At 51.9% G+C, this 24,213-nt stretch carries 19 protein-coding genes, 1 tRNA gene and 3 pseudogenes; 17 read left to right on the top strand and 6 right to left on the bottom strand.

All coding sequences use genetic code 11. From position 1 onward, the window contains the following. The first annotated feature begins 133 nt into the window (after positions 1-133). Both GTU79_RS03635 and GTU79_RS03630 read left to right on the top strand, forming a co-directional pair. Entirely contained in the window at positions 134-754 is a 621-nt protein-coding gene (locus GTU79_RS03635; protein ID WP_203522859.1) for a TIGR04211 family SH3 domain-containing protein, read from the top strand. Positions 755-863: 109 nt separating this feature from the next. Beyond that, positions 864-2,117: a multifunctional CCA addition/repair protein gene (locus GTU79_RS03630; RefSeq protein WP_203522860.1), complete on the top strand. Its 1,254-nt coding sequence runs from the start codon at positions 864-866 to the stop codon at positions 2,115-2,117. A 60-nt stretch (positions 2,118-2,177) separates the two neighbouring features. On the opposite strand, the gene bacA is transcribed toward GTU79_RS03630, so the two are convergent. Further along, complete coding sequence (bacA, locus tag GTU79_RS03625; RefSeq protein WP_203522861.1) at positions 2,178-2,996, bottom strand: undecaprenyl-diphosphate phosphatase; 819 nt, start codon at positions 2,994-2,996, stop codon at positions 2,178-2,180. Positions 2,997-3,143: 147 nt separating this feature from the next. Further along, positions 3,144-3,494, bottom strand: a complete 351-nt coding sequence (folB, locus tag GTU79_RS03620) for a bifunctional dihydroneopterin aldolase/7,8-dihydroneopterin epimerase (protein ID WP_203522862.1) — start codon at positions 3,492-3,494, stop codon at positions 3,144-3,146. Between the two features lie 106 nt (positions 3,495-3,600). Between folB and plsY the strand changes: the two genes are divergently transcribed. Then, a complete protein-coding gene (gene plsY, locus GTU79_RS03615) occupies positions 3,601-4,233 on the top strand; it encodes a glycerol-3-phosphate 1-O-acyltransferase PlsY (RefSeq protein ID WP_132923485.1) in 633 nt (210 codons plus the stop codon). Positions 4,234-4,408: 175 nt separating this feature from the next. On the opposite strand, the gene tsaD is transcribed toward plsY, so the two are convergent. Further along, positions 4,409-5,422: a tRNA (adenosine(37)-N6)-threonylcarbamoyltransferase complex transferase subunit TsaD gene (gene tsaD / locus GTU79_RS03610; protein WP_203522863.1), complete on the bottom strand. Its 1,014-nt coding sequence runs from the start codon at positions 5,420-5,422 to the stop codon at positions 4,409-4,411. A 427-nt stretch (positions 5,423-5,849) separates the two neighbouring features. On the opposite strand from tsaD, the gene rpsU reads away from it, so the two are divergent. The 3 genes from rpsU to rpoD all read left to right on the top strand — a co-directional run bounded on the left by rpsU (position 5,850) and on the right by rpoD (position 9,962). Beyond that, positions 5,850-6,065: a 30S ribosomal protein S21 gene (gene rpsU / locus GTU79_RS03605; protein ID WP_001144069.1), complete on the top strand. Its 216-nt coding sequence runs from the start codon at positions 5,850-5,852 to the stop codon at positions 6,063-6,065. 156 nt (positions 6,066-6,221) lie between these two features. Continuing rightward, entirely contained in the window at positions 6,222-7,967 is a 1,746-nt protein-coding gene (dnaG, locus tag GTU79_RS03600; RefSeq protein WP_214513703.1) for a DNA primase, read from the top strand. A 150-nt stretch (positions 7,968-8,117) separates the two neighbouring features. Beyond that, complete coding sequence (rpoD, locus tag GTU79_RS03595) at positions 8,118-9,962, top strand: RNA polymerase sigma factor RpoD (protein WP_132923488.1); 1,845 nt, start codon at positions 8,118-8,120, stop codon at positions 9,960-9,962. Between the two features lie 157 nt (positions 9,963-10,119). On the opposite strand, the pseudogene mug reads toward rpoD, so the two are convergent. Beyond that, positions 10,120-10,655: pseudogene (gene mug / locus GTU79_RS03590) on the bottom strand (G/U mismatch-specific DNA glycosylase). 132 nt (positions 10,656-10,787) lie between these two features. Here mug and GTU79_RS03585 point away from each other — a divergent pair. The 4 genes from GTU79_RS03585 (at position 10,788) to GTU79_RS03570 (ending at position 13,080) form a co-directional block, all read left to right on the top strand. Next, positions 10,788-10,864 (top strand) — tRNA-Ile (locus tag GTU79_RS03585). A gap of 816 nt (positions 10,865-11,680) precedes the next feature. Next, positions 11,681-11,971 carry a hypothetical protein gene (locus GTU79_RS03580; RefSeq protein WP_214513702.1) on the top strand — a complete coding sequence of 97 codons (291 nt, stop codon included), beginning with the start codon at positions 11,681-11,683 and terminating at the stop codon, positions 11,969-11,971. A 48-nt stretch (positions 11,972-12,019) separates the two neighbouring features. Continuing rightward, a complete protein-coding gene (locus tag GTU79_RS03575; RefSeq protein ID WP_203524856.1) occupies positions 12,020-12,337 on the top strand; it encodes a hypothetical protein in 318 nt (105 codons plus the stop codon). A gap of 269 nt (positions 12,338-12,606) precedes the next feature. Next, the gene (locus GTU79_RS03570) at positions 12,607-13,080 is read left to right on the top strand and encodes a cupin domain-containing protein (RefSeq protein WP_253073485.1); all 474 of its coding nucleotides are present in this window, start codon (positions 12,607-12,609) and stop codon (positions 13,078-13,080) included. Between the two features lie 13 nt (positions 13,081-13,093). On the opposite strand, the pseudogene GTU79_RS03565 reads toward GTU79_RS03570, so the two are convergent. Beyond that, positions 13,094-14,127, bottom strand: a pseudogene (locus GTU79_RS03565) (IS630 family transposase). Positions 14,128-14,448: 321 nt separating this feature from the next. On the opposite strand from GTU79_RS03565, the gene GTU79_RS03560 reads away from it, so the two are divergent. From GTU79_RS03560 to GTU79_RS30970, 7 genes and pseudogenes are all read left to right on the top strand, one after another. Next, positions 14,449-15,405 carry a hypothetical protein gene (locus tag GTU79_RS03560; protein ID WP_214513701.1) on the top strand — a complete coding sequence of 319 codons (957 nt, stop codon included), beginning with the start codon at positions 14,449-14,451 and terminating at the stop codon, positions 15,403-15,405. Between the two features lie 56 nt (positions 15,406-15,461). Beyond that, positions 15,462-16,538 carry a hypothetical protein gene (locus GTU79_RS03555; protein ID WP_214513700.1) on the top strand — a complete coding sequence of 359 codons (1,077 nt, stop codon included), beginning with the start codon at positions 15,462-15,464 and terminating at the stop codon, positions 16,536-16,538. Then, positions 16,504-16,926 (top strand): hypothetical protein, encoded by a 423-nt coding sequence (locus GTU79_RS03550; protein WP_214513699.1) that lies wholly within the window; start codon positions 16,504-16,506, stop codon positions 16,924-16,926. Before GTU79_RS03555 ends, GTU79_RS03550 begins: the two co-directional genes overlap by 35 nt. 576 nt (positions 16,927-17,502) lie before the next feature. Further along, complete coding sequence (locus GTU79_RS03545; protein ID WP_214513698.1) at positions 17,503-17,898, top strand: hypothetical protein; 396 nt, start codon at positions 17,503-17,505, stop codon at positions 17,896-17,898. Between the two features lie 1,458 nt (positions 17,899-19,356). Then, a pseudogene (gene istA, locus GTU79_RS03540) lies at positions 19,357-20,534 on the top strand (IS21 family transposase). Next, positions 20,534-21,316 carry an IS21-like element helper ATPase IstB gene (gene istB, locus GTU79_RS03535; protein WP_162368808.1) on the top strand — a complete coding sequence of 261 codons (783 nt, stop codon included), beginning with the start codon at positions 20,534-20,536 and terminating at the stop codon, positions 21,314-21,316. The pseudogene istA and the gene istB overlap by 1 nt, the downstream one beginning before the upstream one ends. Before the next feature lie 366 nt (positions 21,317-21,682). Further along, a complete protein-coding gene (locus GTU79_RS30970) occupies positions 21,683-22,201 on the top strand; it encodes an RcnB family protein (RefSeq protein ID WP_275956916.1) in 519 nt (172 codons plus the stop codon). A gap of 320 nt (positions 22,202-22,521) precedes the next feature. Here the strand turns inward: GTU79_RS30970 and GTU79_RS03525 are convergent, their stop codons facing one another. Then, on the bottom strand, positions 22,522-24,213 hold the full coding sequence (locus GTU79_RS03525; protein WP_203522867.1) for a hydantoinase B/oxoprolinase family protein: 1,692 nt from the start codon (positions 24,211-24,213) through the stop codon (positions 22,522-22,524).

Below are 24,213 nucleotides of genomic sequence, written 5' to 3'. Positions count from 1 at the left end.
TAAGGGCCGCAAACACGCCCAGCGAAGCCGGGCGCAGCCTGATAGTAAGATAGTTCTCATTTTTGTTTAAGCATTGCGCCGTCAAACTTAACCCTTTACTATCCACCGACATTAGCCGAAAAACGACGGAACTATGCACAAATTACGCCATATTTGCTTCGCGTTATTGAGTCTAAGCTTCGCCGCTAGCACTCATGCCGATGAGACGCGTTATATATCCGACGATCTCACCACCTATATTCACAGCGGGCCGGGCAATCAATTCCGTATTGTCGGCACGCTGAACTCGGGAGAGCAAGTTGCGCTGCTGGGTGTGAACGATAGCACCAATTACGGCCAGATCCGCGATGGCAAAGGCCGAACCGCCTGGATCCCGCTGGATCAATTGAGCGACCAGCCCAGCCTGCGCGTAAAAGTCCCCTCCCTGGAACAACAGGTGCAGACCCTGACGCAAAAACTCGCCACCATTGATGCGGACTGGAACCGGCGCACCGTTGATATGCAGAAGAAAGTAGCCGAAAACGACAGTACGCTCCAGGGTCTGCGCAATGAGAACCAGGGTCTGAAAGACCAGCTGACGGTGGCGAGGAAAAAAGCGGACGCCGATGCGGTACAGCTGGATGACAAGCAGCGGGCCATTATCATGCAGTGGTTTTTGTACGGCGGCGGCGTCGCCGGGGTTGGCCTTATCCTTGGATTGCTGCTGCCGCATATCATCCCCCGCCGCAAACGGGACAATCGCTGGATGAACTGACCCTCCCGCGGGTTCACCCCGGCAAAGCCGCACAATGCGCGGCAACAGTATTGCGGATGGGACTACAATTAAGACATGATGGCAAAACCGACATGGTCAGGAGTGGAGCGTGAAAAGATATCTGGTCGGCGGCGCTGTTCGCGACAGTTTATTACATTTGCCGGTGCGGGAAAAAGACTGGGTCGTGGTGGGTACAACCCCCGATGAGCTTATTGCGCAGGGCTATCAGCAGGTGGGCAAGGATTTCCCCGTTTTCCTGCATCCGCAATCCCGCGAAGAGTATGCCCTGGCGCGCACCGAACGAAAATCCGGGCAGGGATATACCGGCTTTACCTGCTATGCGGCCCCGGACGTCACCCTGGAGCAGGACCTGCTGCGCCGTGACCTGACCATCAACGCCATCGCTCAGGATGAAGACGGCGCGCTTATCGACCCGTTCCAAGGCCGGCGGGATATTGAACACCGCCTATTACGCCACGTCTCGGACGCCTTCGGCGAGGACCCTTTACGGGTTTTGCGGGTCGCCCGCTTCGCCGCCCGCTTCGCGCATTTGAATTTCCGTATTGCCCCGGAAACCCTGGCGCTGATGCGGCAGATGACTCTGGCGGGAGAACTGCCGCTTATTTCGACGGAACGGGTATGGAAAGAAACTGAGAAGGCCCTGGCCACCCGCAATCCGCAGGTCTATTTCCAGGTTCTGCGCGACTGCGGAGCGCTGGCGGCGCTGTTTCCGGAGATCGACAACCTGTTCGGCGTGCCCGCCCCGGCCAAATGGCATCCGGAAATCGACACCGGCATACATACTCTGATGACCCTGGCGGTGGCGGCGCAGCTGACGCCCGATGTGGACGTGCGGTTCGCCACCCTGTGCCACGATCTGGGCAAGGGCCTGACTCCGCGCGATCAATGGCCGCACCACCACGGGCACGGCCCGGCGGGAGTCAGGCTGGTGCAAACCCTGTGCGAACGCTTGCGGGTACCGAACCACATACGGGAACTGGCTACAGTCGTCGCCGAATATCATGACTTGATCCATACCGTGGACCGTTTAACGCCCAAGACGCTGATGAAGTTATTCCATGCCATCGACGTCTGGCGCAAACCGCGGCGCCTGGAGCAAATGATCACGGCCAGCGAAGCCGATGCCCGCGGCCGCACCGGTTTTGAAAACAATGCGTACCCGCAGGGAGATTATCTGCGGGAGGCCTTCAAAGTGGCGGCCTCGGTGACCAACCGGGAGGTGATTGAAGACGGCTTCGTCGGCGCCGGGATCGGCGAAGAGATTCGCCTGCGCCGCCTGCGCGCCCTGACCTCATGGAAACAGCAAAAAGAGCACTCACGAACGGCGGTTATAGAGGACTAGCCTGTCCCGCCGCATACCGGAAGGACAGGTAGCGGCAGGAAAATTCGCCGTTCCAGCCCGTTACATCATCACCCAGTAGACCACCGCCGCCAGAACAAACCGGTAGATGGCGAAGGGCACAAACGAAATCCGCTTGATGATTTGCAAGAAGAATTTTATGGCCAGCAGGGCGACGATAAAGGCTGTCACAAACCCCACCGCAAACATCGGAAAATCATGCCACGAAAGGAACGGCAGGCTTTTATAAAGATCCAGCCCCGTGGCGCCAATCATCATCGGCACCGCCAGAATAAAGGAAAACTCGGACGCCGCGTAACGGCTGACGCCCATCAGCAAACCGCCGCTGATGGTAGCACCCGAACGGGAAAATCCCGGCCACAGCGCCAGGCACTGGAAACAGCCGATCATAAGGGCCTGCAGATAGGTGATATCATCGATCCCCTGCGCCCGGGGCAGCTTGGGTTTCAGCCACTCGCCCGCCAGCAGCAGCACACCGCCCACCACCAGGGCGTACATGACATATTTTGCTTCAAACAGCGCTTTGATTTGCTCATGCAGCACCAGGCCCATAATAACCGCCGGCACCATGCCCAGAATGATATGCACCAGGGTTAACCGCCCCTGTCCGATGCCCTCATGCTTGACTTCGCCGAAATGAATGCCGATCAAACCAAACAACCGCCGCCAAAACATCACCACTACCGCCAGGATAGAACCCAACTGGATTATCACCTCGAAGGTCTTCGCTCTGTCATCGGTAAAACCCAGCAACGTGCCCGCCAGAATCATATGTCCTGTAGAAGAGACCGGCAAAAATTCAGTTAACCCTTCGACTATCCCTAAAATAAACGCGACAAATAAATCATGCAGACCTGTCATACAAAACCGTCCCCTCAATCAACCGACAATAAAAAAGCGGCAGTTTAAAACTCCGGCCGCTAACAATTCGGAAAATGAGACATAACATACGGTATCCCTGTTTCCGTTGCATGAAATTTAGCTTAAGAAGTCTTTTTTTCAGACTTTTCAGCGAGTACGCTCGATAATAACGCCGACGCTCTCGGCCTGGGGTACCGCCCCAGGTTTGCAAAGGACGATCCGCACCCAGGGCAGGGCGAAACGCTGCAGCAGCAAATCGGCCACCTCCTCCGCCACCCGTTCCACCAGGGCGAAACGGCCACCGGCCACAAAGGCAAGCACCGCCTCACTGACATCGGCGTAGCTCAGGCAATCCGCCACATCATCGCTGCCGGCCGCCGGCCGGTTGTCCCATCCCATTTCGATATCAAAAACCAGTTTCTGCCGGCGCTCCTGTTCCCACTCGTAAACGCCGATAAACGCCATCACCGTTAATGCTTTTATAAATACAATGTCCATGAGCCATACTCGGTTTTTGTGGATGTCTGATACCACTTAGCACGGAATATGCGTATTATCCACAGCTAGACCACGAAAAACGATGATGACGGGATGGAATTTGGTTATGAATGCTCTTTCGATCGGCATGATAATCTTCGCCTATCTTTGCGGCTCGGTATCAAGCGCGATCCTGATCTGCAGGATAGCCCGCCTGCCCGACCCCCGCACTCACGGCTCCGGCAATCCTGGGGCCACCAATGTCCTGCGCCTGGGCGGCCGGTTCGCCGCCGCCGGCGTCATGGTGTTCGACGTGCTCAAAGGGATGCTGCCGGTCTGGCTGGGTTACCGGCTGGGGATACCGCCGTTTTACCTGGGCCTGGTGGCCATTGCCGCCTGTATCGGGCATATCTACCCGGTATTCTTTCACTTCCAGGGCGGCAAAGGCGTCGCCACGGCGTTCGGCGCCATCGCGCCCATCGGCTGGGACCTGACCGGGCTGATGGCCGGCACCTGGCTGCTGACGGTGCTGTTAAGCGGTTATTCATCCCTGGGCGCTATCATCAGCGCCCTGATAGCGCCATTTTATGTCTGGTGGTTTAAACCGCAGTTCACTTTTCCCGTGTCGATGCTGTCGTGCCTGGTCTTGTTGCGCCACCATGACAATATCCAGCGATTATGGCGCGGCCAGGAAAGCCGCCTATGGCGCAAACGCAAAAAGGATTTGGATATCGATGATCGGCAAAATCATAAAAGCTGATAACGGAGCTTGTTGACAAAGTACCCGGTCGTGACAGGCTGCCAGATCGTAAACACGCCGTAAATACGTCCTTGTAGGCTCGATCCGCGCCATCCCTGGCGCGGACGGTTTACTCTTCTGGCAGCCTGTCCCTCCTTATTGACTCCGAGTACGTTTGTCAGCAGCCTGGCGGAGCTTACAGCGCCGGTAATTCCGCCAGCGGCCAGCGCGGCCTTACCGTGATGGCCAAATCCCCCATGATCCCGTTTTGCAAACGCACCATCCCGGCATAGGCAATCATGGCGCCGTTATCGGTGCAAAACTCCGGACGGGCATAAAATACCTGGCCGCCTCGGCTTCGCATCATGGCCGCCAGGCGTTCGCGCAGGGCACTGTTGGCGCTTACGCCGCCGGCGATGACCAGGCGTTCGAGCCCGGTTTGTTCCAGCGCCCGCCGGCACTTGATAAGCAGCGTATCCACCACCGCGTCCTCAAACGCCCGTGCGATGTCCGCCCGGGTCTGGGGGTCCCCTTCACTGGCGCGCACAGTATTGGCGGCAAAGGTTTTCAAACCGGAGAAACTGAAATCCAGACCGGGGCGATCGGTCATGGGGCGCGGAAAGGTAAAGCGTCCGGCGACGCCCTGCCGCGCCAGTTGCGACAGCCGCGGACCGCCGGGATAATCCAGCCCCAGCAGCTTGGCGGTCTTATCAAACGCCTCGCCGGCGGCATCGTCGATGGATTCACCCAGCAGCGTATAGCGGCCGATGCCGGCCACATGGATCAATTGGGTATGGCCGCCGGAGACCAATAACGCCACAAAGGGAAACGCCGGCGGATTCGCTTCCAGCATCGGCGCCAGCAAATGGCCTTCCATATGATGTACCGCAACGGCCGGCACCCCCCAGGCATAGGCCAGCGCCCGTCCCACCGTGGCGCCCACCATCAGCGCGCCCACCAGGCCGGGACCGGCGGTATAGGCCACGCCGTCAATATCCTTCGCCCCCATGCCGGCTTCCAGCAGCGCCGCCTGGATCAGCGGAACGGCTTTACGTACATGATCCCGCGAGGCCAGCTCGGGCACCACGCCGCCGTAATCGGCATGCAGCTTCACCTGGCTGTATAGCTGATTGGCCAGCAGGCCCGCCTGTTGGTCATAAATCGCCACACCGGTTTCGTCGCAGGACGTTTCAATACCCAATACACGCATAATTTTTTACCAGCTCCACTCCAAAGCGGCGCACAGTCTACCATAATCTCCGCCCGCGGGAGGCGCACCTGACCATTGCCCGGTGTAAAATCAGTGTCTTTCTTGTCCGGGCCATGCTACAAGTATGCCCCTTGCTGACCCTGAAGATCCGGTATTGGCCGGGAGGATCTTGATTTGCAAGGTACAGCCGCTTGATATTACCTTTTTTGATTGATAAAACCAATCAGATGCGGCAATTTGAAGCGCTTTGCGCTATACTCTTATACAGAAATCAGCCGGAAACGCGGCGGCCGAACGCTTCGCCGGCAAGAGAGTTGTCCTTAGCGCTTTACAAGACAGCTATGCTTGAAGTAAAATTCCGCACCATTTTGAAATGGCTGACAACAGGTCAGCAGCAAAAACCGAATTCTATCGAGGTGAGAGTTACATGCCGGTAATTAAAGTACGTGAAAACGAGCCGTTCGACGTAGCACTGCGTCGCTTTAAACGTTCCTGTGAAAAGGCAGGTGTTCTGGCCGAAGTCCGTCGTCGTGAGTTCTATGAAAAGCCGACTACCGAACGCAAACGCGCCAAAGCGTCCGCAGTAAAACGTCATGCTAAAAAATTGGCTCGCGAAAACGCACGCCGCACTCGTCTGTATTAATATTTCGGGGTGAAAACCCCGACCGCGTGATTAATCCGCAGACTTAGAAGTTGCATACGACTTAGTAGTTGCATACAGAAAGTTGCAAACGAAGGCCGTGGGATCCGGAAGGGTTGCACGGCTTGTTCTCGTTTATAGGCTAACCAATCAGGGCTTATGGCTGGACGAATTCCACGCGTATTTATCAATGACTTGCTGGCGCGCACCGACATTATCGACCTGGTCGATGCTCGCGTGAAGCTTAAAAAGCAAGGCAAAAATTATCACGCCTGTTGTCCGTTTCACCATGAAAAAACCCCGTCGTTTACCGTTAATGGCGAAAAGCAGTTCTATCATTGCTTCGGCTGCGGCGCCCACGGCAACGCAATTGACTTCTTGATGAATTTTGACCGGCTGGAGTTTGTCGAATCCATCGAAGAGCTAGCGACCATGCACGGTCTGGAGGTTCCCTACGAAGCGGGGGCCGGACCCAACCAGCAGGAACGCCACCAGCGCCAGAGCCTGTATCAGGTTATGGAGCAGCTGAGCGGTTTTTACGCACAGGCCCTCAAGCAGAACACCGCCACGGCCCCGCAGCAGTATCTGGCCAAACGCGGGCTGAGCGCGGAGGTCATCGGCCATTTCGCCATCGGCTACGCTCCTCCGGGCTGGGACAACGTTCTAAAGCGCTTCGGCCGGTCGGCGGAAGAAAGAGAAGCATTGAACGATGCCGGAATGTTGGTGACTAACGATCAGGGAAGGACCTATGATCGCTTTCGCGAACGGGTGATGTTCCCCATCCGGGACCGTAGGGGCCGGGTTATCGCCTTCGGCGGCCGTATTCTGGGTGAAGGCCAGCCCAAATACCTGAACTCGCCGGAAACCGAGATTTTCCACAAAGGCCGCCAGCTGTATGGCCTTTATGAGGCGCAGCAGCAGCATCCGGAACTCTCGCGCCTGCTGGTGGTGGAGGGTTACATGGATGTCGTGGCGCTGGCGCAGTTCGGCATAGATTATGCCGTCGCCTCGCTGGGAACCGCCACCACAGCCGAGCATATACAGTTGCTGTACCGCGCCACGGAACAGGTTATCTGCTGTTATGACGGCGACCGCGCCGGCCGCGAAGCCGCCTGGCGGGCGCTGGAAACGGCGCTGCCTTATCTCAGCGACGGCCGTCAGCTGCGTTTTATGTTTCTGCCGGACGGAGAAGATCCGGATACACTGGTGCGCCAGATTGGCAAAGAAGCGTTCGAGCAGCTTATCGAGCAAGCACAGCCGCTGTCGGTATTTTTGTTCGAGACGCTGATGCCCCAGGTGGATCTGAGCAGCCCGGACGGGCGTGCGAAATTGAGCACCCTGGCCCTGCCTCTCATCGGACAGGTGCCGGGAGAAACACTGCGTATGTACCTGCGCCAGCAATTAGGCAATAAATTGGGCATTTTGGACGATAGCCAGCTGGAAAAGCTGCTACCGCAACAGGGGGGCAATACAAATATTTCGCCCCAGCCCCGGATAAAACGCACAACCATGCGTATACTTATAGGATTGTTGGTGCAAAACCCGCGCCTTTGCGCTCTTATCCCGTCAATTGCGGGTTTAGAGCAGGCAAATCAGCCGGGTGTACCTTTGTTTATCGAGTTAGTGCAAACCTGTCAGGCGCAACCAGGCATTACCACGGGACAGCTGCTCGAGCATTATCGGGATAATAAATCCAGCCGACAGCTTGAAACCCTGGCAACCTGGAACCACATGATCATAGATGATATGGTCGAAGAAACTTTTATCGATACCCTGACGAGCCTGTACGACTCCATACTTGAACAACGTCAGGAAGTGTTAATCGCCCGCGACAGAACGCACCGGTTAACTGCCGAAGAACGTAAAGAGCTTTGGTCGCTAAATAAAGCGTTGGCCAAAAAATGAATGACGAGGCTTAAATGCCTATAAATGTCAGGGCAATGCCCTGTGCGATGCCGTAGTGGGCTGCGGCGTTAAATAATGGCCTGATCTCTTGTTGGTGATGAAATTTCACCGACCAACACCGAAATTACTCTGAAGTGTGGATACCGTCTTATGGAGCAAAACCCGCAGTCACAGCTCAAGCTACTTGTCACTCGTGGTAAGGAGCAAGGCTATTTGACCTTTGCCGAGGTCAATGACCATCTGCCGGAGGATATCGTCGACTCCGATCAGATCGAAGACATCATCCAGATGATAAATGACATGGGCATCCAGGTGATGGAAGAAGCACCCGATGCCGATGATCTCCTGTTGGCGGAAAATACCTCCGACACCGACGAAGACGCCGCCGAAGCGGCAGCCCAAGTGCTATCGAGTGTCGAATCCGAAATTGGACGCACCACCGATCCGGTGCGTATGTACATGCGTGAAATGGGTACAGTGGAACTGCTGACCCGTGAAGGCGAAATCGACATCGCCAAGCGTATCGAGGACGGGATTAATCAGGTTCAATGCTCCGTCGCGGAGTATCCTGAGGCTATCACCTACCTGCTGGAACAGTACGACCGCGTCGAAGCGGGGGAAGCACGGCTGTCGGATTTGATCACCGGCTTTGTCGATCCCAACGCCGAAGAAGATTTGGCCCCTACCGCCACCCATATCGGTTCCGAGTTAACCACTGAAGAGCTGGCGAACGACGACGACGATGACGAAGAAGACGACGAAGACAGCAGCGACGATGATAACAGCATCGATCCCGAGCTGGCCCGCCAGAAATTCGTCGAGCTGCGCGAGCAGTATGAAGCGACGCGAACCGTTATCAAAACCAACGGCCGCAGCCATGCCAAATCAACGGACGAAATCCTCAAGCTGTCCGAGGTGTTCAAACAGTTCCGACTGGTGCCCAAGCAGTTCGACTACCTGGTGAACAACATGCGTTCCATGATGGACCGCGTGCGTACCCAGGAACGCTTGATCATGAAGCTGTGCGTTGAAATCTGCAAAATGCCGAAGAAAAACTTCGTCACGCTGTTCTCCGGTAATGAAACCAGCGAAGCCTGGTTCAAGGCCGCGCTGGCCATGAACAAGCCCTGGTCGGAAAAACTGCGCGAAGTGGATGAAGACGTCCATCGCAACCTGCAAAAACTCCGTCAGATCGAAGAAGAAACCGGCCTGACCATCGAGCAGGTGAAGGATATCAACCGCCGGATGTCCATTGGCGAAGCCAAGGCCCGCCGCGCCAAGAAAGAGATGGTTGAGGCAAACCTGCGCCTGGTTATCTCCATCGCCAAAAAATACACCAACCGCGGCCTGCAGTTCCTGGATTTGATCCAGGAAGGCAACATCGGTTTGATGAAGGCGGTAGACAAGTTCGAATACCGCCGCGGCTACAAGTTCTCAACCTATGCCACCTGGTGGATACGGCAGGCCATCACCCGCTCCATTGCCGACCAGGCGCGTACCATCCGTATACCGGTGCATATGATTGAGACCATCAACAAGCTCAACCGTATCTCCCGTCAGATGCTGCAGGAAATGGGACGCGAGCCCACCCCTGAAGAGCTGGCGGAACGTATGCTGATGCCGGAAGATAAAATCCGTAAAGTGCTGAAAATCGCCAAAGAACCGATTTCCATGGAAACCCCCATCGGCGACGATGAAGATTCCCATTTAGGTGATTTTATCGAAGATACCACTCTGGAGCTGCCGCTGGATTCCGCCACCTCGGAAAGCCTGCGTTCGGCTACCCATGACGTATTGGCCGGTTTGACCGCCCGTGAAGCAAAAGTCCTGCGCATGCGCTTTGGTATCGATATGAATACCGACCATACGCTGGAAGAAGTGGGTAAGCAGTTCGATGTCACCCGCGAACGTATCCGTCAGATAGAAGCGAAGGCGCTGCGCAAGCTGCGTCATCCCAGCCGCTCGGAAGTGCTGCGCAGCTTCCTGGACGACTAGCCCGACGCCATGCACTGGCTACCCTTGTTTCATTGATATGATGATTTAAGGCGACATGGCTAAACTGACGTTTAATGCTTTTATCGTAAAAGCCCCGCTAGATCAGCGGGGCTTTTTTATGCCCTTAGCGCCATAACGCCGGCAGGCTTTTCCAAGCCTAATTCTCCGTAGCGCCGAGGTTCTTTATGACCGAATCCCGCAGCGGCGACAGCGCCATGTTCAATTCGCGATAGGATTTAAGCAGCGTGCCGAAGCTCATGCGGTTCAGGCCGCTTGGATTGGGCAGCACCCAGATTTCGGTATTGCCGATGGTCATCTCCTGCTTGCCCCACATCACGTCGCGCACCCGAAAGGCCTGCCGATAGACCTGCTTGCCTAAAACCGCCAGCGCCTTAGGCTGATAAAATTCTATTTTTCAATCAGGCGCGGGCCCCTTCCCGAATCTCCGAGAGCGTCACCTCCGCCGCTTCCACCGTGGGTCGCTCAACCAGCACGGTGAGGCCGCAACCGCTATCCAATAGCTCAGGCCCTCCTCCGGCCTGAATTGGCGCTCGGTGAAACCCGCCTGATGGAGGATCTTCCAAAACGATTATTGGGGTTGGCGAAATGAAGCCCTTTGTGGGCGCTGGACAATCCGGGATTGATACCGCAAAACACAACCCTTAACCCTGGCGACAGAATATCCTCAAGCATCTTTTCGGCTCCTTTATGATGCCTAGCTATTGTTATCCAATCATAATAGCTGGGATTTGGCGATAAATCAGCCATCTAGTACGCGCCCCTATGGATCTGTTTGTGCCGTTCCTCTATAATCAACGCCCACTCGGCCCCTTAGCTCAGTTGGTTAGAGCAGGCGACTCATAATCGCTTGGTCGCTGGTTCAAGTCCAGCAGGGGCCACCAATAAATTCCTTATAATCCATTGAGTTATCATAAGAAATTTCCGTGTTGGTTTCCCCTCTTTGAGTAAAGTGTCTCATAAGTGTCCCAGCCTTGGCGATGAAATGGCGATGACATTTCTTTGCCGTGGCCAATCTTATGTATAAAAACCTGCTTTCGCAGATCAATCTTCCTTAATCTACTTTGAATTAATCTCTGGAAAATTATATTTATAATTAATAATTTACTCACTTTCCTGTGATAAATCGTTAATAGAGTGCTCAGCAGCTTGCGCAAACTAAATCCATGCATATCACCATACTCACCTTCACATCCGCCAGGTTGGATTTCGAGGCTGCTGCGAAAGCTTTATCTTATCAATGCGTTGTATCAAGCTCTAAGGGCTGGCTCTCTATTATCGCCGCTGCCCACCGTTCTAAAATCAAAAAGGCAATTCATCCAACTTGTGAGCATGTGAAATAAAAAATAAAAACTAATTTGATGTCATTTCTGGAATTTAGTATCAAAAAATGTCAAATACTAGCGATAATAAATAAAATCACGCATGCTATCGTTAAGTTTCAATTAATTGCAATTATGGCAATTTCATTGCTATAAATTCAAAGATGTTACATTGTGTGTTTGTAGGTATTGCCGTTGATGTAATTCAATCGATAGGGGCAAAATGCGTGAAACTTCCTTCAATATAAGGACTCATTTTTATATGCTTTGATTGCCGTTTTAATATTATTACCGGCAGGCTGTACTGTTAAATACGTAGCTGATTATGATAGTTCAATCAAAGATAATATAATAAGTGCCTCCAAGGAAGTAGATCTTTTGGGAAACATGCTTGATACGCCACCAAATGAAAGGCAGTATGTTGAATTTAAAGACAGATACAATGCAATTGAAACCGATCTCCGCGAACTAGTTATGAAAAATGAAATAAGACCATTGAATGAACAATCTACAGCACAGTCAAAAATAGCCTTAACACTTTGGGAGGGTGACCAAAAAAAACACAGAATCAATGATGGTTTCTCTGATTATCTAGCGGAAGCCCATAGGGAACAATACTTGAAAATATTTACAGCAATGGCTAAAGGGGAGGCGATAAAAGAAAAATAAAGCACCTTCAGACTGTGTTTAATGAGAATTTTATTAGGAGGAAATAACATGTCGTTCGATATTGATAAAGTACTCAAAGAAATGCTTGTGGCAATGTTAAATGAAATCCACAATTCTGACAATGCCATAGCAATAGAGGTTGACCAAGTATTAGACGAATCCAAGGAAATATTAGCGCAATTATTCCTGGCCAGGAAAAATGGACAACTTGATGATTCGGATTTGCAGGATGAGATCAAAAGAGAGGGTGAGGTCGTAAAGGTACAACTTTTGACGTTAAACATAGAAACAGAAGTGATTCTACAAAAAGCAGTCAATGCGGCAATTGACGTGTTTTATAAGGCTGTCGTTGCGGCAATTCCGTAAACAGGCGAAAACGGAAAAGAAACCGTTGCCGGGCGCAGACAAAAACGGTGAACTGCGGCTGGCTCAAGCCCACGTGGGGTATTCCCCGTCGCCGGTATTGGTTTCGGACCAGATGCGGCGGCGTTTTACGCAACAATTCGCCACACATCGGCACTGCCACTTCACACACAATGAGTTGAAATAAAAAATGATGCTCGTTAGGCTTATATAGCCCTGCCACTGCTACAACCATTAAAGTGTCGGTTTAGTCCCCACGGGAGAAGTACATCATGCCTAAGAAGATCACAGTTCTGACCGCGAGTGATGCACCGCCTCGCATTAAACCGAGCAACTACCCCGAGCCGTTCGCCTCACTCATGGCAGGCAGAGTAAAACGGCCCCTTGGCGACCTGTTTGCCTTGTCAAATTTTGGCGTCAACCTGACCAGCCTCCCCCCTGGCGCGGTCTCAGCCTTGCACCATCGACATTCCCGGCAGGACGAATTCATCTATATCATCGAGGGCGAACCTACGTTGCTGACCGACGAAGGCGAGATCCGGATGAAGCCTGGCATGGTCGCTGGCTTTGCTGCTAACGGTACGGCTCATCATCTTGAAAATCGCACCGCCGGGACGTGTGTTGTCCTGGAGGTAGGGGATCGTTCGGAAGGCGACGAGGTCTATTACCCCTCGGATGATATCTCCGCAGTCAGGGGCGATGACGGGAAATGGCATTTCGCTCACAAAGACGGCACCTCGTACTAAATAACTGCGCCTATTACCGCTCCACTTTTGTTAGTCCAGGTTTGTTGCCTGGGAAAGGTGATGCGGTTTTCATAAATTGTCTGACATTTTTTAGTAACTCCCACATTGTTTTACAGTGATGATTGCGGGTCACCGTTTCGTGTAATGCTAACCATAAGAGCTCTATTTTGTTCACCCATGGCGAGTAAATCGGCTGATAAATAAGAATAAATTTTGGATTCTTCTTCAACCACTTCAATGTCTTTTTACTTTTGTGAATGATGTAATTATCGACAATAAGGGTGATCGTTTTGGCGCTGCGATACGTGCTTTTCAGCTGGCATAGCATATCGATGAACAAGCCTGAGTTTTTACGTGTTCCACTCACGTAATCCACTCTGCCCGTTCCAGCATGCAGCGCACCTGCAAGGTAATGTTTTCATTTTACCCGGCGTAGGGATGCGTTTCTGCTGACCTTTTTCTGCCAGTCCGCGCCGATTTTGGGTTGAGATCGATATCAACTTCATCCTCGTAAAACACGGGATGTTCAGCACTGTTCTTTGCCAATGCCTCATCAATTGCAGCCAGCTTTTCTTCCCTGTGAGGATCCCGAATATGCAAGGTCGGAGCTGCTCTGCGCCAGACAATGCCGGCTCCTGGCAACCAACGGCGAAGTGAGCCAGGATGCAACGTAGAGTTAAATAACTTATTAATTTCAATCGTTAACATCTCGGTACTCCAGCGTTAGCGCAGATAGCCAAAATCTTGCGGGGAGCGCTGAACAAGCAAATTGAGCATTCGCAGCATGGCGTCGACAGGCCATTTTTTTTGACGGCCCGGTGGCAGACTTTTCAGGCCTTCAATACCAAATAACGTGAACCAATTAATCCAGCGTCCGACGGAAGAACGGGCGGCACATAGGGTTTTAGCAACGCAAGTCAGCGATTCACCCCGGTGCAACATCAACATGGCGATAAGGCGTCTGGCATGATTCTTATCTGCCGTTTTCTGGACAATTTTTTGCATCTGGCGTCGTTCATTTCTGGGTATGGGTGCTATGATCGGCATAACTCAGTCCGGTTGGTGATTTGTGATGTTTGGCGATTGATCAGATCGCTCAAACCGGATTGAGTTCCCTTCGGTGATCTACTATTAGGCGCAGTTATTTAGAACGTGCTTACATTTCTTTCGTTGTTTTAAACATTCGAACATTCAAACGCACTTTCCGGAGAATCCCCCCCCGGAAAGCGGCGACCGCAACAGTGGAACCGTGTGGCAACAAAAGGAATACATTTTCGCTTAAACAAAACCTCTCAATGTTATCATTAATACAATTACCTCTAATAAAAACTCTTTTACTGAAAGTAAATTTGCAGGTTTTGATGTCATATGCTGCTGATTTTTAATATCAACAGCAGGAAAATCATGCCAAATAGATTTATATCAATATCTTTCTCGTTAACAAACGATTTCTTTAAAACCGCTTGCCTGTCAGCACCAGAAGAAAAGGATATCTGGTTTGATGCCATTGACCATGTTGACATGGACGAGACATGGTTTGATGCGGGTAATGAGTCCGTATCTGAGCAGATCTCCGCGGAAAAATATGCCGAATCGCTGGTCCCGTTCACGGAAGATTGTCGCCGTTGTATCCAACAGCTCATCAAAGTCTTGGGAGATTATAAGCAGAGCGAACTGCTTTCTACCGGACTTGCCAGACTGCTTCCCGGACTCCCCGTCAACGTTGTCATGGCGGCTGACAGCTTGTACATAGCTATTACTGAAAGACGGAATATCGACAGTGCCATGTTGCATTCACTCGGACTGGCATCATTATGTCTGCCCGATAACCTGAATATGATTGCTCGTCTGGCCGGTTTTATTCGGGAAACGATAATCAGTTGGACCGATGCGTCTTATCTGGAGCCGAAAGAGTGGAGCCCCACTTCAGAGTACCTGTTTACAGCTTTGGCTTTAACGTCGGTAGCCGCCAGGTACTGGATAACTGATAAAAGCGCTCCGCAACGTGGTTTCCTGCGGTTGCCTGCTTTTATGGCAAATCTTTTGATACGCGCCGGCGAATGTTGGCGTGCTCTCGGCAATATGGCCAGACACGGATTCCCCCCGGAAGAACATGCCCTCCGTATACCTGCTTTCGAAGTGGATACCTACGTAGAAACGGTACGAAAATTCCATGAGGGAACAGGCTCTGACATGCTGGCAAGCCTTTCAAAATCTTCGATTGCCGCCTTTTCATCGAATTCAACAGCGCATCCTGAGGTTTTTATCAAAGCAACGGTACAGAACCGGGCGACGATGTCACCGGCAAAACCACAGCATCGCTGAAAAAGCACACTCTGGCAACTGAGAGGCTGAAACAGGAAAGTGGGCTGTCAGGCCTGTTGTACTGCGTTACCGGTAAAACAGAAACCCGGCAGCGGGAAATCACCAGCACACATTTTAATACGAAATGCGATGCCTTGATGTATCCGGCTCCATTTGAGAAATCACTTTCTTGTCCCCAGGCCGTCAATCCGGCGTTCACAAAGACGCCAAAAACGCCAATACCACCAGCAGCAGACTGGGGAGGCGAAAAAGCGGTTGTTTCCGTGGGGGAGTCAAATCCAACGGCAAAACATTACGGCATAATAAATCTGGCCGCGGATGCATTTCATAAAACCGGGCAGTTTCTATATCGCCTTGACCCACTAAGATTCCCGGTAGCGGAAGCATCACCCGTAAGAAGCCAACTAAACACCAGAGGCCCTGTTGAACCAAAGCAGCAATCCGTAAGTAACCGAGAACATCGCTTGCATCTTCCTAGCGTAACAAGACTGGCTAACAAAAGAATTATTCAACATTTCCGTAAAAAAAACCTGTTGAAGACAACCCCTGCCAGTAAAGAAACTCTGATGTCTGTCGTAGCGGGTTATCTTTTTGATACAGAGAAGGGTGGCATCGCAGGGCATGCAAAAGAAGTTAAAATTTTAGCCCGGCACGTCCTGACGGCGGCAGGCCTGTATGGCGCAAAAAAACACGAAAAACTCTCCACGCAACAGGCGGAATCAGTCATCCGTTACTGGGTATTCTGTAATATCCTGGGAACGAGCCCGGAAGAATATATCGCCAGGAAATTGGCGGGCGATGCGTATCCTTCTTATTTCACTATCAGCAGTATCCATCATTTATTGTCATTGCAGGAATTACATAAAAGTAAATCATTACATTTACACAAAATACCGAACGAACGATGGGGCGATTTTAATGCTATGTGGTTTTCTTTCCTTCTCAAGGAGATACCCGTCCTTAAATTTGAAGAAAAAGCTGTTAAAAGCATGGCACTCGGCGACTACAACTTTGCCGCTCTCTATACCGGTTCCCGATTTCTGGATGACTTCAGTCTGGAGGCTTATACGCGGGAAGAAGCAATAAGAATCGGAAAAAATGTGGCAGCAAGCCACCAAAGAGGGCATAACTGAAGATAAAATGGTGTATTTTCACGCTCCGTCACTGTTTTTCATAGCCACTCATTCACCAAACAAAGTTAACCAGGAACAAAATCTCCGGATTATTCGAGTAGGGGTCATCAACGAATATACTCAATACAGAAGAATGGTTGAGAAAATGCACCAAGATATCACCCGTAAATATAATGATTATCAGGCATCAGTCAGTAGATGGCTCAGCAAAGGTAAACTGGCTGATAAGATCATTTCCCAGTGCCCCATAGAGAAACTGCCGGTACTGCCTGATTTGGCCGATGGCATCCGCACCAAAGAGCAACGCCATGCTAAGGCAGCGTTGAGCGCAAAGCAAAATTATCTAAATGGTATGATAATACCCTGTGATAACGCCCGGAAAGTTTAAGCGACGAATATCAAAGCTGACGTCAGAGGTCGCTGACCGCTTTTATGAGCTCGATAAGTACCTGGTACACTCAGCATTGAGTGGGTTAACAAAAGATGACTATAATGCTATTTTTCACCCGGAGCCATCATACATCCTGTGCATTTCAATATGAGAACGAGCAGGCCGGTACATTCTGCATATGGCATACCATTTGATAATAACTTCGATGTGGCTTTGAAAAACCGATCTTATATCAGTGAATCAAGGGGTGAAGAAAGAATCTATGCCCTGCAGGGTGTTCATGGCAACAGTACGGAAGGTTATAGAATGATCCGGGTTGATCGAGACATCCGCAAGTATATAGAAGAGGGCTTTTGAACTATAGCCAGTTCGGGAGTAATTACAAAGTTATACATAATAAAGTAACGAGCAGTGGTGACGATTTTCACTACTTAATATTCACCGATAGAAAAAAGTCATAGATAATGACGAGACAGGAAATGCGCTTGTTGATTTTATTAGCAAAATACATCGTGACAGTATTTATAATCATCTCTATGAATTAGGCAACGACAAATCAGACATCCAGACCATATGGAACCATGTGAGGCATATGATACCCTTTATGATTGCATTGATGGGATAATAAATCACAACGCCTTTCAGGCAGTACCTGCATGCCTCATTGATGCTGTTTCGCTTATCCCTACTTTCGGGCAGGCGGCACGTCTGAGTGGGAAGTTTGGTATGGGGCTTGCGAGAGGGCTTCGTGTCGGGAAAACAGCGTTAAATATGGACTCGCTGGCGTCAGTGGCTAAAACCATGCTAACAGAAATCCGCCTTCCCGCTACCTTTGAACTGGCTTCGCTTGGGAAAAGCGCACTCAGAAGCCTTGATCCGGGATTTGAACTGGTGACCGGGCTCAGCGGGAAATTAGGGAATGAATTAACAATACTATTGGCATCCGATAAAAACAGCCGGTTTAGCTAAGGGTATCGTTTCATCCGGTGTGATTGACAAACTTCCCTCGCCCCCGGAGGTTGTAAAATGGCCGTTTTACCTCATACGAATACTAATGTTCCTGTTAAAATAATTGGTTATCACGGGGTGCAGGAAATCTATGCACGGGTTAATCCTTGGACAGGGAAGCATTCGGAAAACGCTATTTGATGCATAGGAGCAGGCTCACGCTCATGAAGAAAAAGTTATCCGAATGAATAGGCTGTCTAAATTCCCGGATAATTTTGTGCTACTGGCAGGTTAAAAGAAGTCCTGATAATATTTGTGTAGTGAACTCCGGCGAGTGGAGAACGGCCCATGATTCCGTTTCCATATTGTCTACTAACGGGTTGCTGGATTGTTCTGCGGTAGCAGTATTATCTGGCTGGAATGGCGTTTTTACGAAAATCGCGCCCTTATTCACATTTATGGTAGTAATGTTTCCTCTGGTTTAGTTCATTTCGAGGACGCCAGTGAATTAATCTATAAAATTAAAAGCAGCTCATCGGTGAGAATGGAAAGATTATTTTAGTTGGGGAATGTACAGTAAAACTGATTTTGGACTGAGCATGTTTATTGGCCAATCTCATTTTTCCGGAACAAGACCCATATTGGAACTCATCAATATGCCAGGAGTCAAAACAGTCATTACTAACTCCAGCGGAATTTCCATCAGCCCTAATGGCGCTTTCTCACTCAGGGAGGGTGATGGCTGTAGAGGATTTTAACTGCGGAACAAGCGCGCGCCATAGTATCTGAGGCCAAAGGCCTTTATAACAACGCTATTGCCTTAGTCTGATAATGCAAAGCTCCGACGGCGAATTGGTTTGGATTATCAGCGATAGGATGACGGCCATAAGTCCGGCGGTAATGATACGCCGGCATTTTTAGCCATGGCCCCGGACGGTACCGTTCCCGTGCTTAAGGAAATTACATATATTCTTGAAAGCTTATAAGCTCAACGTCCAACATCTGTCTCACTTAAGGGATCTATAAGCAGCTTTTGGATAAGAATATGGACCGGAACAAAAAAACGCTTCTACGATGGAGCGCGATAACAATTCTCGCTACTTTTTATCTTGTAGCTCATCTTTGGCTAGACTTTATGTTTTATATGTCAAAAAAGGATTTGGAGGAGCAATTTCTTGGAGAATCAGTGCCCGCTGGGTCCTGTATTAAAGCCATGGGCCTACTGGCAAAACAACATGACTATGGGATGGACATGGGCTTCTATGGATTTTTCATAGGCATGCCGCTGATACTGTTGCTATTCAGAACTATAAGGTGATTGCTGTTCACTCTTCAGGGCCCACTCGAAAACCATTCTAACCTTGGCGGCGGCGTCAAATGTCGGCATCGCTGATATAAGGTCGTAATTCATCGGAAAAGTTGTCCACTCCACCCAACATGGTCTTTCTTTAAGGTTCCGACACCGAAAGAGGAAGCGCCATGTTAAGCAGAGAGGACCACCTAATGATAAAACAAATGCGCATTCATGGCGCTTATATTATCGACATTGCCCGTCAGATTGGCTGCTCAGAACGCACGGTCAGGCGGCACCTGTCCGAGCCTGAACGTCCTCGCCGGACGTCTTCACGACGGCGTATGAGCAAACTTGAACCTTACATGGCTTTTATCGATATGCGCCTGAGTGAACATGTCTGGAACGCGCAAGTGATTTTCCAGGAAATCAAGGCGCAAGGCTATGGTGGCGGGACCACCGTGCTGCGGGAATATATCCAGCCCAAACGCCGACTCCGGCATGGTCGTGAAACCGTCCGCTTCGAAACGCAGCCCGGTTATCAGTTGCAGCACGACTGGGGTGAAGTGGAAGCAGAAGTGGCGGGCCTGCCATGTAAAATCAACTTCGCCGTCAATACGCTGGGCTACTCGCGCCGCTTTCATGTCTTCGCCGCGCCCTGCCAGGATGCGGAGCACACTTACGAATCGCTGGTGCAGGCGTTCGGTTACTTCGGCGGCTGCGTGAAAACCGTGCTGGTTGATAACCAGAAGGCGGCGGTGCTCAAACACGATAATACCGGCGAGGTTATCTTCAACGCCGGCTTCCAGTCGCTGGCGAAGCACTACGGCTTTATCCCCGCGCCTGCCGGCCTCACCGGCCCAGGACCAAAGGGAAAGTGGAGCGCATGGTGGGTTATGTGAAACACAACTTCTTCGTTCACTATCGCCGGTTCGACAGTTTTGCGCACGTCAATCAGCTCCTGACCCAGTGGCTGGCGCAAGAGGCCGATCAACGCGACCTGCGCCAGTTCCATCAGACACCGGCAGAACGGTTCGAGGCGGAAAAAACCGCCCTGCAACCGTTGCCCGCCGGTCCGTTCGATACGAGTTATCACGATATCCGCCAAGCGGCCTGGGATGGCTACATCGACGTGCGGGGCAACCGCTACAGCCTGCCCGAAGCCTGGTGCGGGCGCCAGGTTACGGTACGCATTACCCTGGACGACGAGTTACGCGTCTACGGCAATGACGAGCTTATCGCCCGCCATCCGTTGTCACCGGCCACCGCCGGATGGCAGACGGTGCCGGAACATCACCAGGCGCTGTGGCAGCGGACCTGCCAGGTAGAGCAACGACCGCTGGATGCCTATGAGGGACTACAGTGATGAACGAACTGGAAAACCTACTGACCCGGCTGAAAATGGACCATCTGAGCGGCGCGGTGGAAAACCTGCTGGAGCAGGCCACGAAAGAAGAACTGAACTACCGGGAGTTCTTGATCCGCGCCTTGTCACAGGAATGGAACGGGCGCCGTAGCCGGGGCCTGGAATCACGGCTCAAGCAGGCCCGGTTACCCTGGATAAAAACGCTGGAGCAGTTCGACTTCACCTTCCAGCCGGGAATAGATCGCAAAGTGATCCGCGAGTTGGCGGGACTGGCGTTCGTGGAGCGCAATGAAAATGTTATCTTGCTGGGTCCGCCGGGGGTGGGGAAAACCCATCTGGCGGTGGCCCTGGGCGTCAAAGCAGCGGATGGCGGTCACCGGGTGCTGTTCACGCCGCTGGATAAACTGATGGCAACGCTGCTCAAGGCCAAACAAGAAAACCGCCTGGAGAGGCAGATCCAACTGTTAAGCTATAGCCGGGTGTTGATCCTGGATGAAATCGGCTATCTGCCGATGACGCGGGAAGAGGCGAGCCTGTTCTTCCGGCTACTGAATCGGCGTTATGAAAAAGCGAGCATCATACTGACCTCGAATAAAAGCTTCGTGGACTGGGGAGAAGTGTTCGGCGATAACGTGCTGGCATCGGCGATCCTGGACCGCTTACTGCACCACTCAACCACGGTCAATATAAAGGGGCAAAGTTACCGGCTGAAAGATAAACGCAAGGCAGGAATGTTATCGGCAAAGAGTGCGTCAGATGACGCGATAATGAGCGGACGTTAAAACGATAAACAGTGGACAACGGAAACGTTGAAAAGGGGCCACCACTTCACGATGTTGACACAAAGGCCTTGGCCAACCGGAATACCCTATGAACAAAGCGTTTACGGGGTGATTTTATTCTTGTACCGACCTCTGTTATCTATTGCCAAATCAACGTAGTTTTCTGATAATTACCACGATCACGCTTTATTACAAAAAATACAGCCATTCGACCGGAAATTTCCTTATCTTCTACACCGTACTTTGGCGTATCCGGTCGGGTCTATGGGCCGGTATAGCATTGCCGAAGGGCGTATCGAAATAGAAAGTGATGACATAACCTTTTGATTTGTGTCAATTTAAATATCTACCTACCGGGATAGACGGTTGAAATTCGGAGAAGTTATGGGTCAGTCGAAGGTCATGTTGTTTTCTGCGGTTCTTTTTATGGGGGCGCTGCCCTTCATTTCTTCCGCCTATGCTGAAGATGGACAGGGCGTCGGCGTACCAACGCCGCCCAGCATTTCGCCACAAAACCCCCCTGCCGATTCGACGCAAAACCCCCCTGCTGATTCGACTCAAAATCCTCCTGCCGATGCAACTCAGAATCCCCCGGCTGATGCGACTCAAACTTCGCCTAACGATTCAGCACAAAATCCGCCCGCTGTGCATTCCTATGAAATTCAGTCGTTCTATCTCGATTCCAAACAATATAAGATCGGTGATACCGTGCCGGACCTGTATCGCACCAAGCCTTATGAGATAGTCCAGTGGAATATCAGACACCTGCCGGCGCCGGATGAAGGCAGCCATTGGACCTATATGGGCGGGAATTATGTTCTTATCACCAATGATGAAGGCAAGATTTTAAAAGCCGAGACCGGTGATATCTTCTTCGAGATGTGATGGAAAAAACGGAAATTAAACGAAGAGTTGATTTCCGTTTTCTTACCATATAAGCAAGCCCAATGGATTTTATTTCGTTAGAACAAGAGACTATGCTATTCCGTGGCGTTTGATACCCTTATGAGCCACAAAAAATTCTAAGGTCGTAACACGACTTATTTCTTCTTGCATATGTGCATCATTTTGCACGTCCCATATATCCACATTTGTCTGCAGATTCAGCCAGAAATCTACTGTCGTGTCAAAGACAGCCGCCAGCCCCTATTTCACGTTCATCGGCCTGAAGGAATACAGGGTACCCGGTTGAGCCCCCCCTCTCCTTATATATCTTGGATCTCGTCCATCTTCATCCCGTAAATATCCAGAGCGGCACTCAGTGAAATCCGGTCTTCCTTCAGGTCGCGCAATACCAGGGCGCGGTCTCGCTGCTTCGGATCGCCGAAACCGCCGCCGCCGGCGGCAATCATATCCACGCTCTCGCCCGGTTGCAGCATGCCGGCGCGGCGGTGCAGCGGCGGCGCTCCTTCCGGCAGGTCAACGCGCGCCGGCAATCCCGGCATGCCGCCGGAGAGGCCGAAGGGGGCAATCAGGCTGTTGGTGCCGCCGGCTGAGATGGTGGCGACATGGTCAAGGACCCTGACCCGCCGCCGCATGGTCATGCCGCCGCGAAACCGGCCGGGGCCGCCGGAATCACGCACCAGTTCATAGCGTTCAATCAGGATCGGATGCTCGCTTTCCAGCGCTTCTATAGGCAGGTTGGCGGTGTTGGTGATATTCACCTGTACGCCGTCCAGGCCGTCCTTGTCGGCGCGCGCGCCCATGCCGCCGCCCTGCATTTCATTGTACACATAGAAACGCCCGGTGCGGGGATGCATGCCGCTGGTGGTCAGCAGCGTACCGCCGGTGGACCCGGCGGCCACGCGTTCTGGGACCACCGGCGCCAGCGCGGCGAAAATCATGTCCACCAATCGTTGCGCGATATCCGTCCGGCTGTAGACCGCGGCAGGCGGCAACGAATTCAATACGCTGCCCTCGGCGGCGTTAACGTGAATCGGGCGATAAAAGCCTTCATTCACGGCAATATCGGGATCGATCAAGGCCTTAACGGCAAAATAAATGGTCGCCAGCAGGGCGGTATAGACCATATTGATGGGCGCAGGCATCTGCGGCGGCGCGTCGGGGAACTCAAAGAAAATTTCATCGCCTTGCACGGTGATGCGTACCTGCAGGTCGAGAATGCCGTCGATAAGATTGGTGTCGAAATCGTGGCGGAATTCATAGACGCCGTCGGGGATGCCGGCAATACCGGCGCGGGTCCGCCGTTCCGTGGAGAGCAAAAACTCCCGCGCGGCGTTGGCCATCAGTTCCGCGCCGTATTTCTCGCACAGGCTTTGGACCCGTTGTACCCCAAGCCGGTTGGCGGCCATCTGCGCGCGCAAATCGTTGATGCGCTCCCTGGGCACCTGACAGTTCAGCAAAATCAAGGCCTGAATATCCTGCTGCAATATCCCGGCGCGATAGAGGCGCACCGGCGGGATGCGCAGGCCTTCCTGGAAGATATGCTTGTGGCTGCGATCAACGAAATCGGAATGGTGGGCCAGGTTGGCTACCCAGGCCACCAGCTTCCCATCGTGAAACACCGGCTCCATCAACACAAAATCGTTTAAATGCGTACCGCCGCCGGTATAGGCGTCGTTACCGATAAAAGCATCGCCCGGACGCAGGTCCGTGAGATCGTTATGATCGAGCACGTATTTGGCGATACCCAGCAGCGAGCCGAGATGGATGGGAATATGCTCCGCCAGCGCAATGGTACGGCCTTCGGGATCGAAAACGGCGGTGGAGCAGTCCTGGCGTTCCTTGATATTGGTGGAATAGGCGGAACGGATAACCGATTTACCCATCTCTTCGGCAATGGTGGACAAGGCGCTGGCGATCACCGCCACGGTAATGGGATCGCATGTTCTTTGATACGCTGCCTGCGCCGGTAATGAGACGTTGCTATCGGACAT

This window comes from Sodalis ligni (assembly GCF_016865525.2).
Taxonomy (GTDB): Bacteria; Pseudomonadota; Gammaproteobacteria; order Enterobacterales; family Enterobacteriaceae; genus Acerihabitans; species Acerihabitans ligni.
This window is presented reverse-complemented; position numbering and strand designations above follow the sequence as displayed.

Coding starts and splice junctions, on each gene's coding strand:
- tsaD (WP_203522863.1), bottom strand. CDS start 5,422: ATGCGTGTATTGGGTATTGAAACGTCCTGCGACGAAACCGGTGTGGCG.
- plsY (WP_132923485.1), top strand. CDS start 3,601: ATGAATGCTCTTTCGATCGGCATGATAATCTTCGCCTATCTTTGCGGC.
- GTU79_RS03570 (WP_253073485.1), top strand. CDS start 12,607: ATGCCTAAGAAGATCACAGTTCTGACCGCGAGTGATGCACCGCCTCGC.
- GTU79_RS03560 (WP_214513701.1), top strand. CDS start 14,449: ATGCTGCTGATTTTTAATATCAACAGCAGGAAAATCATGCCAAATAGA.
- istB (WP_162368808.1), top strand. CDS start 20,534: ATGAACGAACTGGAAAACCTACTGACCCGGCTGAAAATGGACCATCTG.
- folB (WP_203522862.1), bottom strand. CDS start 3,494: ATGGACATTGTATTTATAAAAGCATTAACGGTGATGGCGTTTATCGGC.
- bacA (WP_203522861.1), bottom strand. CDS start 2,996: ATGACAGGTCTGCATGATTTATTTGTCGCGTTTATTTTAGGGATAGTC.
- GTU79_RS03635 (WP_203522859.1), top strand. CDS start 134: ATGCACAAATTACGCCATATTTGCTTCGCGTTATTGAGTCTAAGCTTC.
- GTU79_RS03525 (WP_203522867.1), bottom strand. CDS start 24,213: ATGTCCGATAGCAACGTCTCATTACCGGCGCAGGCAGCGTATCAAAGA.
- GTU79_RS03575 (WP_203524856.1), top strand. CDS start 12,020: ATGTCGTTCGATATTGATAAAGTACTCAAAGAAATGCTTGTGGCAATG.
- rpoD (WP_132923488.1), top strand. CDS start 8,118: ATGGAGCAAAACCCGCAGTCACAGCTCAAGCTACTTGTCACTCGTGGT.
- dnaG (WP_214513703.1), top strand. CDS start 6,222: ATGGCTGGACGAATTCCACGCGTATTTATCAATGACTTGCTGGCGCGC.
- GTU79_RS03550 (WP_214513699.1), top strand. CDS start 16,504: ATGTGGCAGCAAGCCACCAAAGAGGGCATAACTGAAGATAAAATGGTG.
- rpsU (WP_001144069.1), top strand. CDS start 5,850: ATGCCGGTAATTAAAGTACGTGAAAACGAGCCGTTCGACGTAGCACTG.
- GTU79_RS03545 (WP_214513698.1), top strand. CDS start 17,503: ATGGAACCATGTGAGGCATATGATACCCTTTATGATTGCATTGATGGG.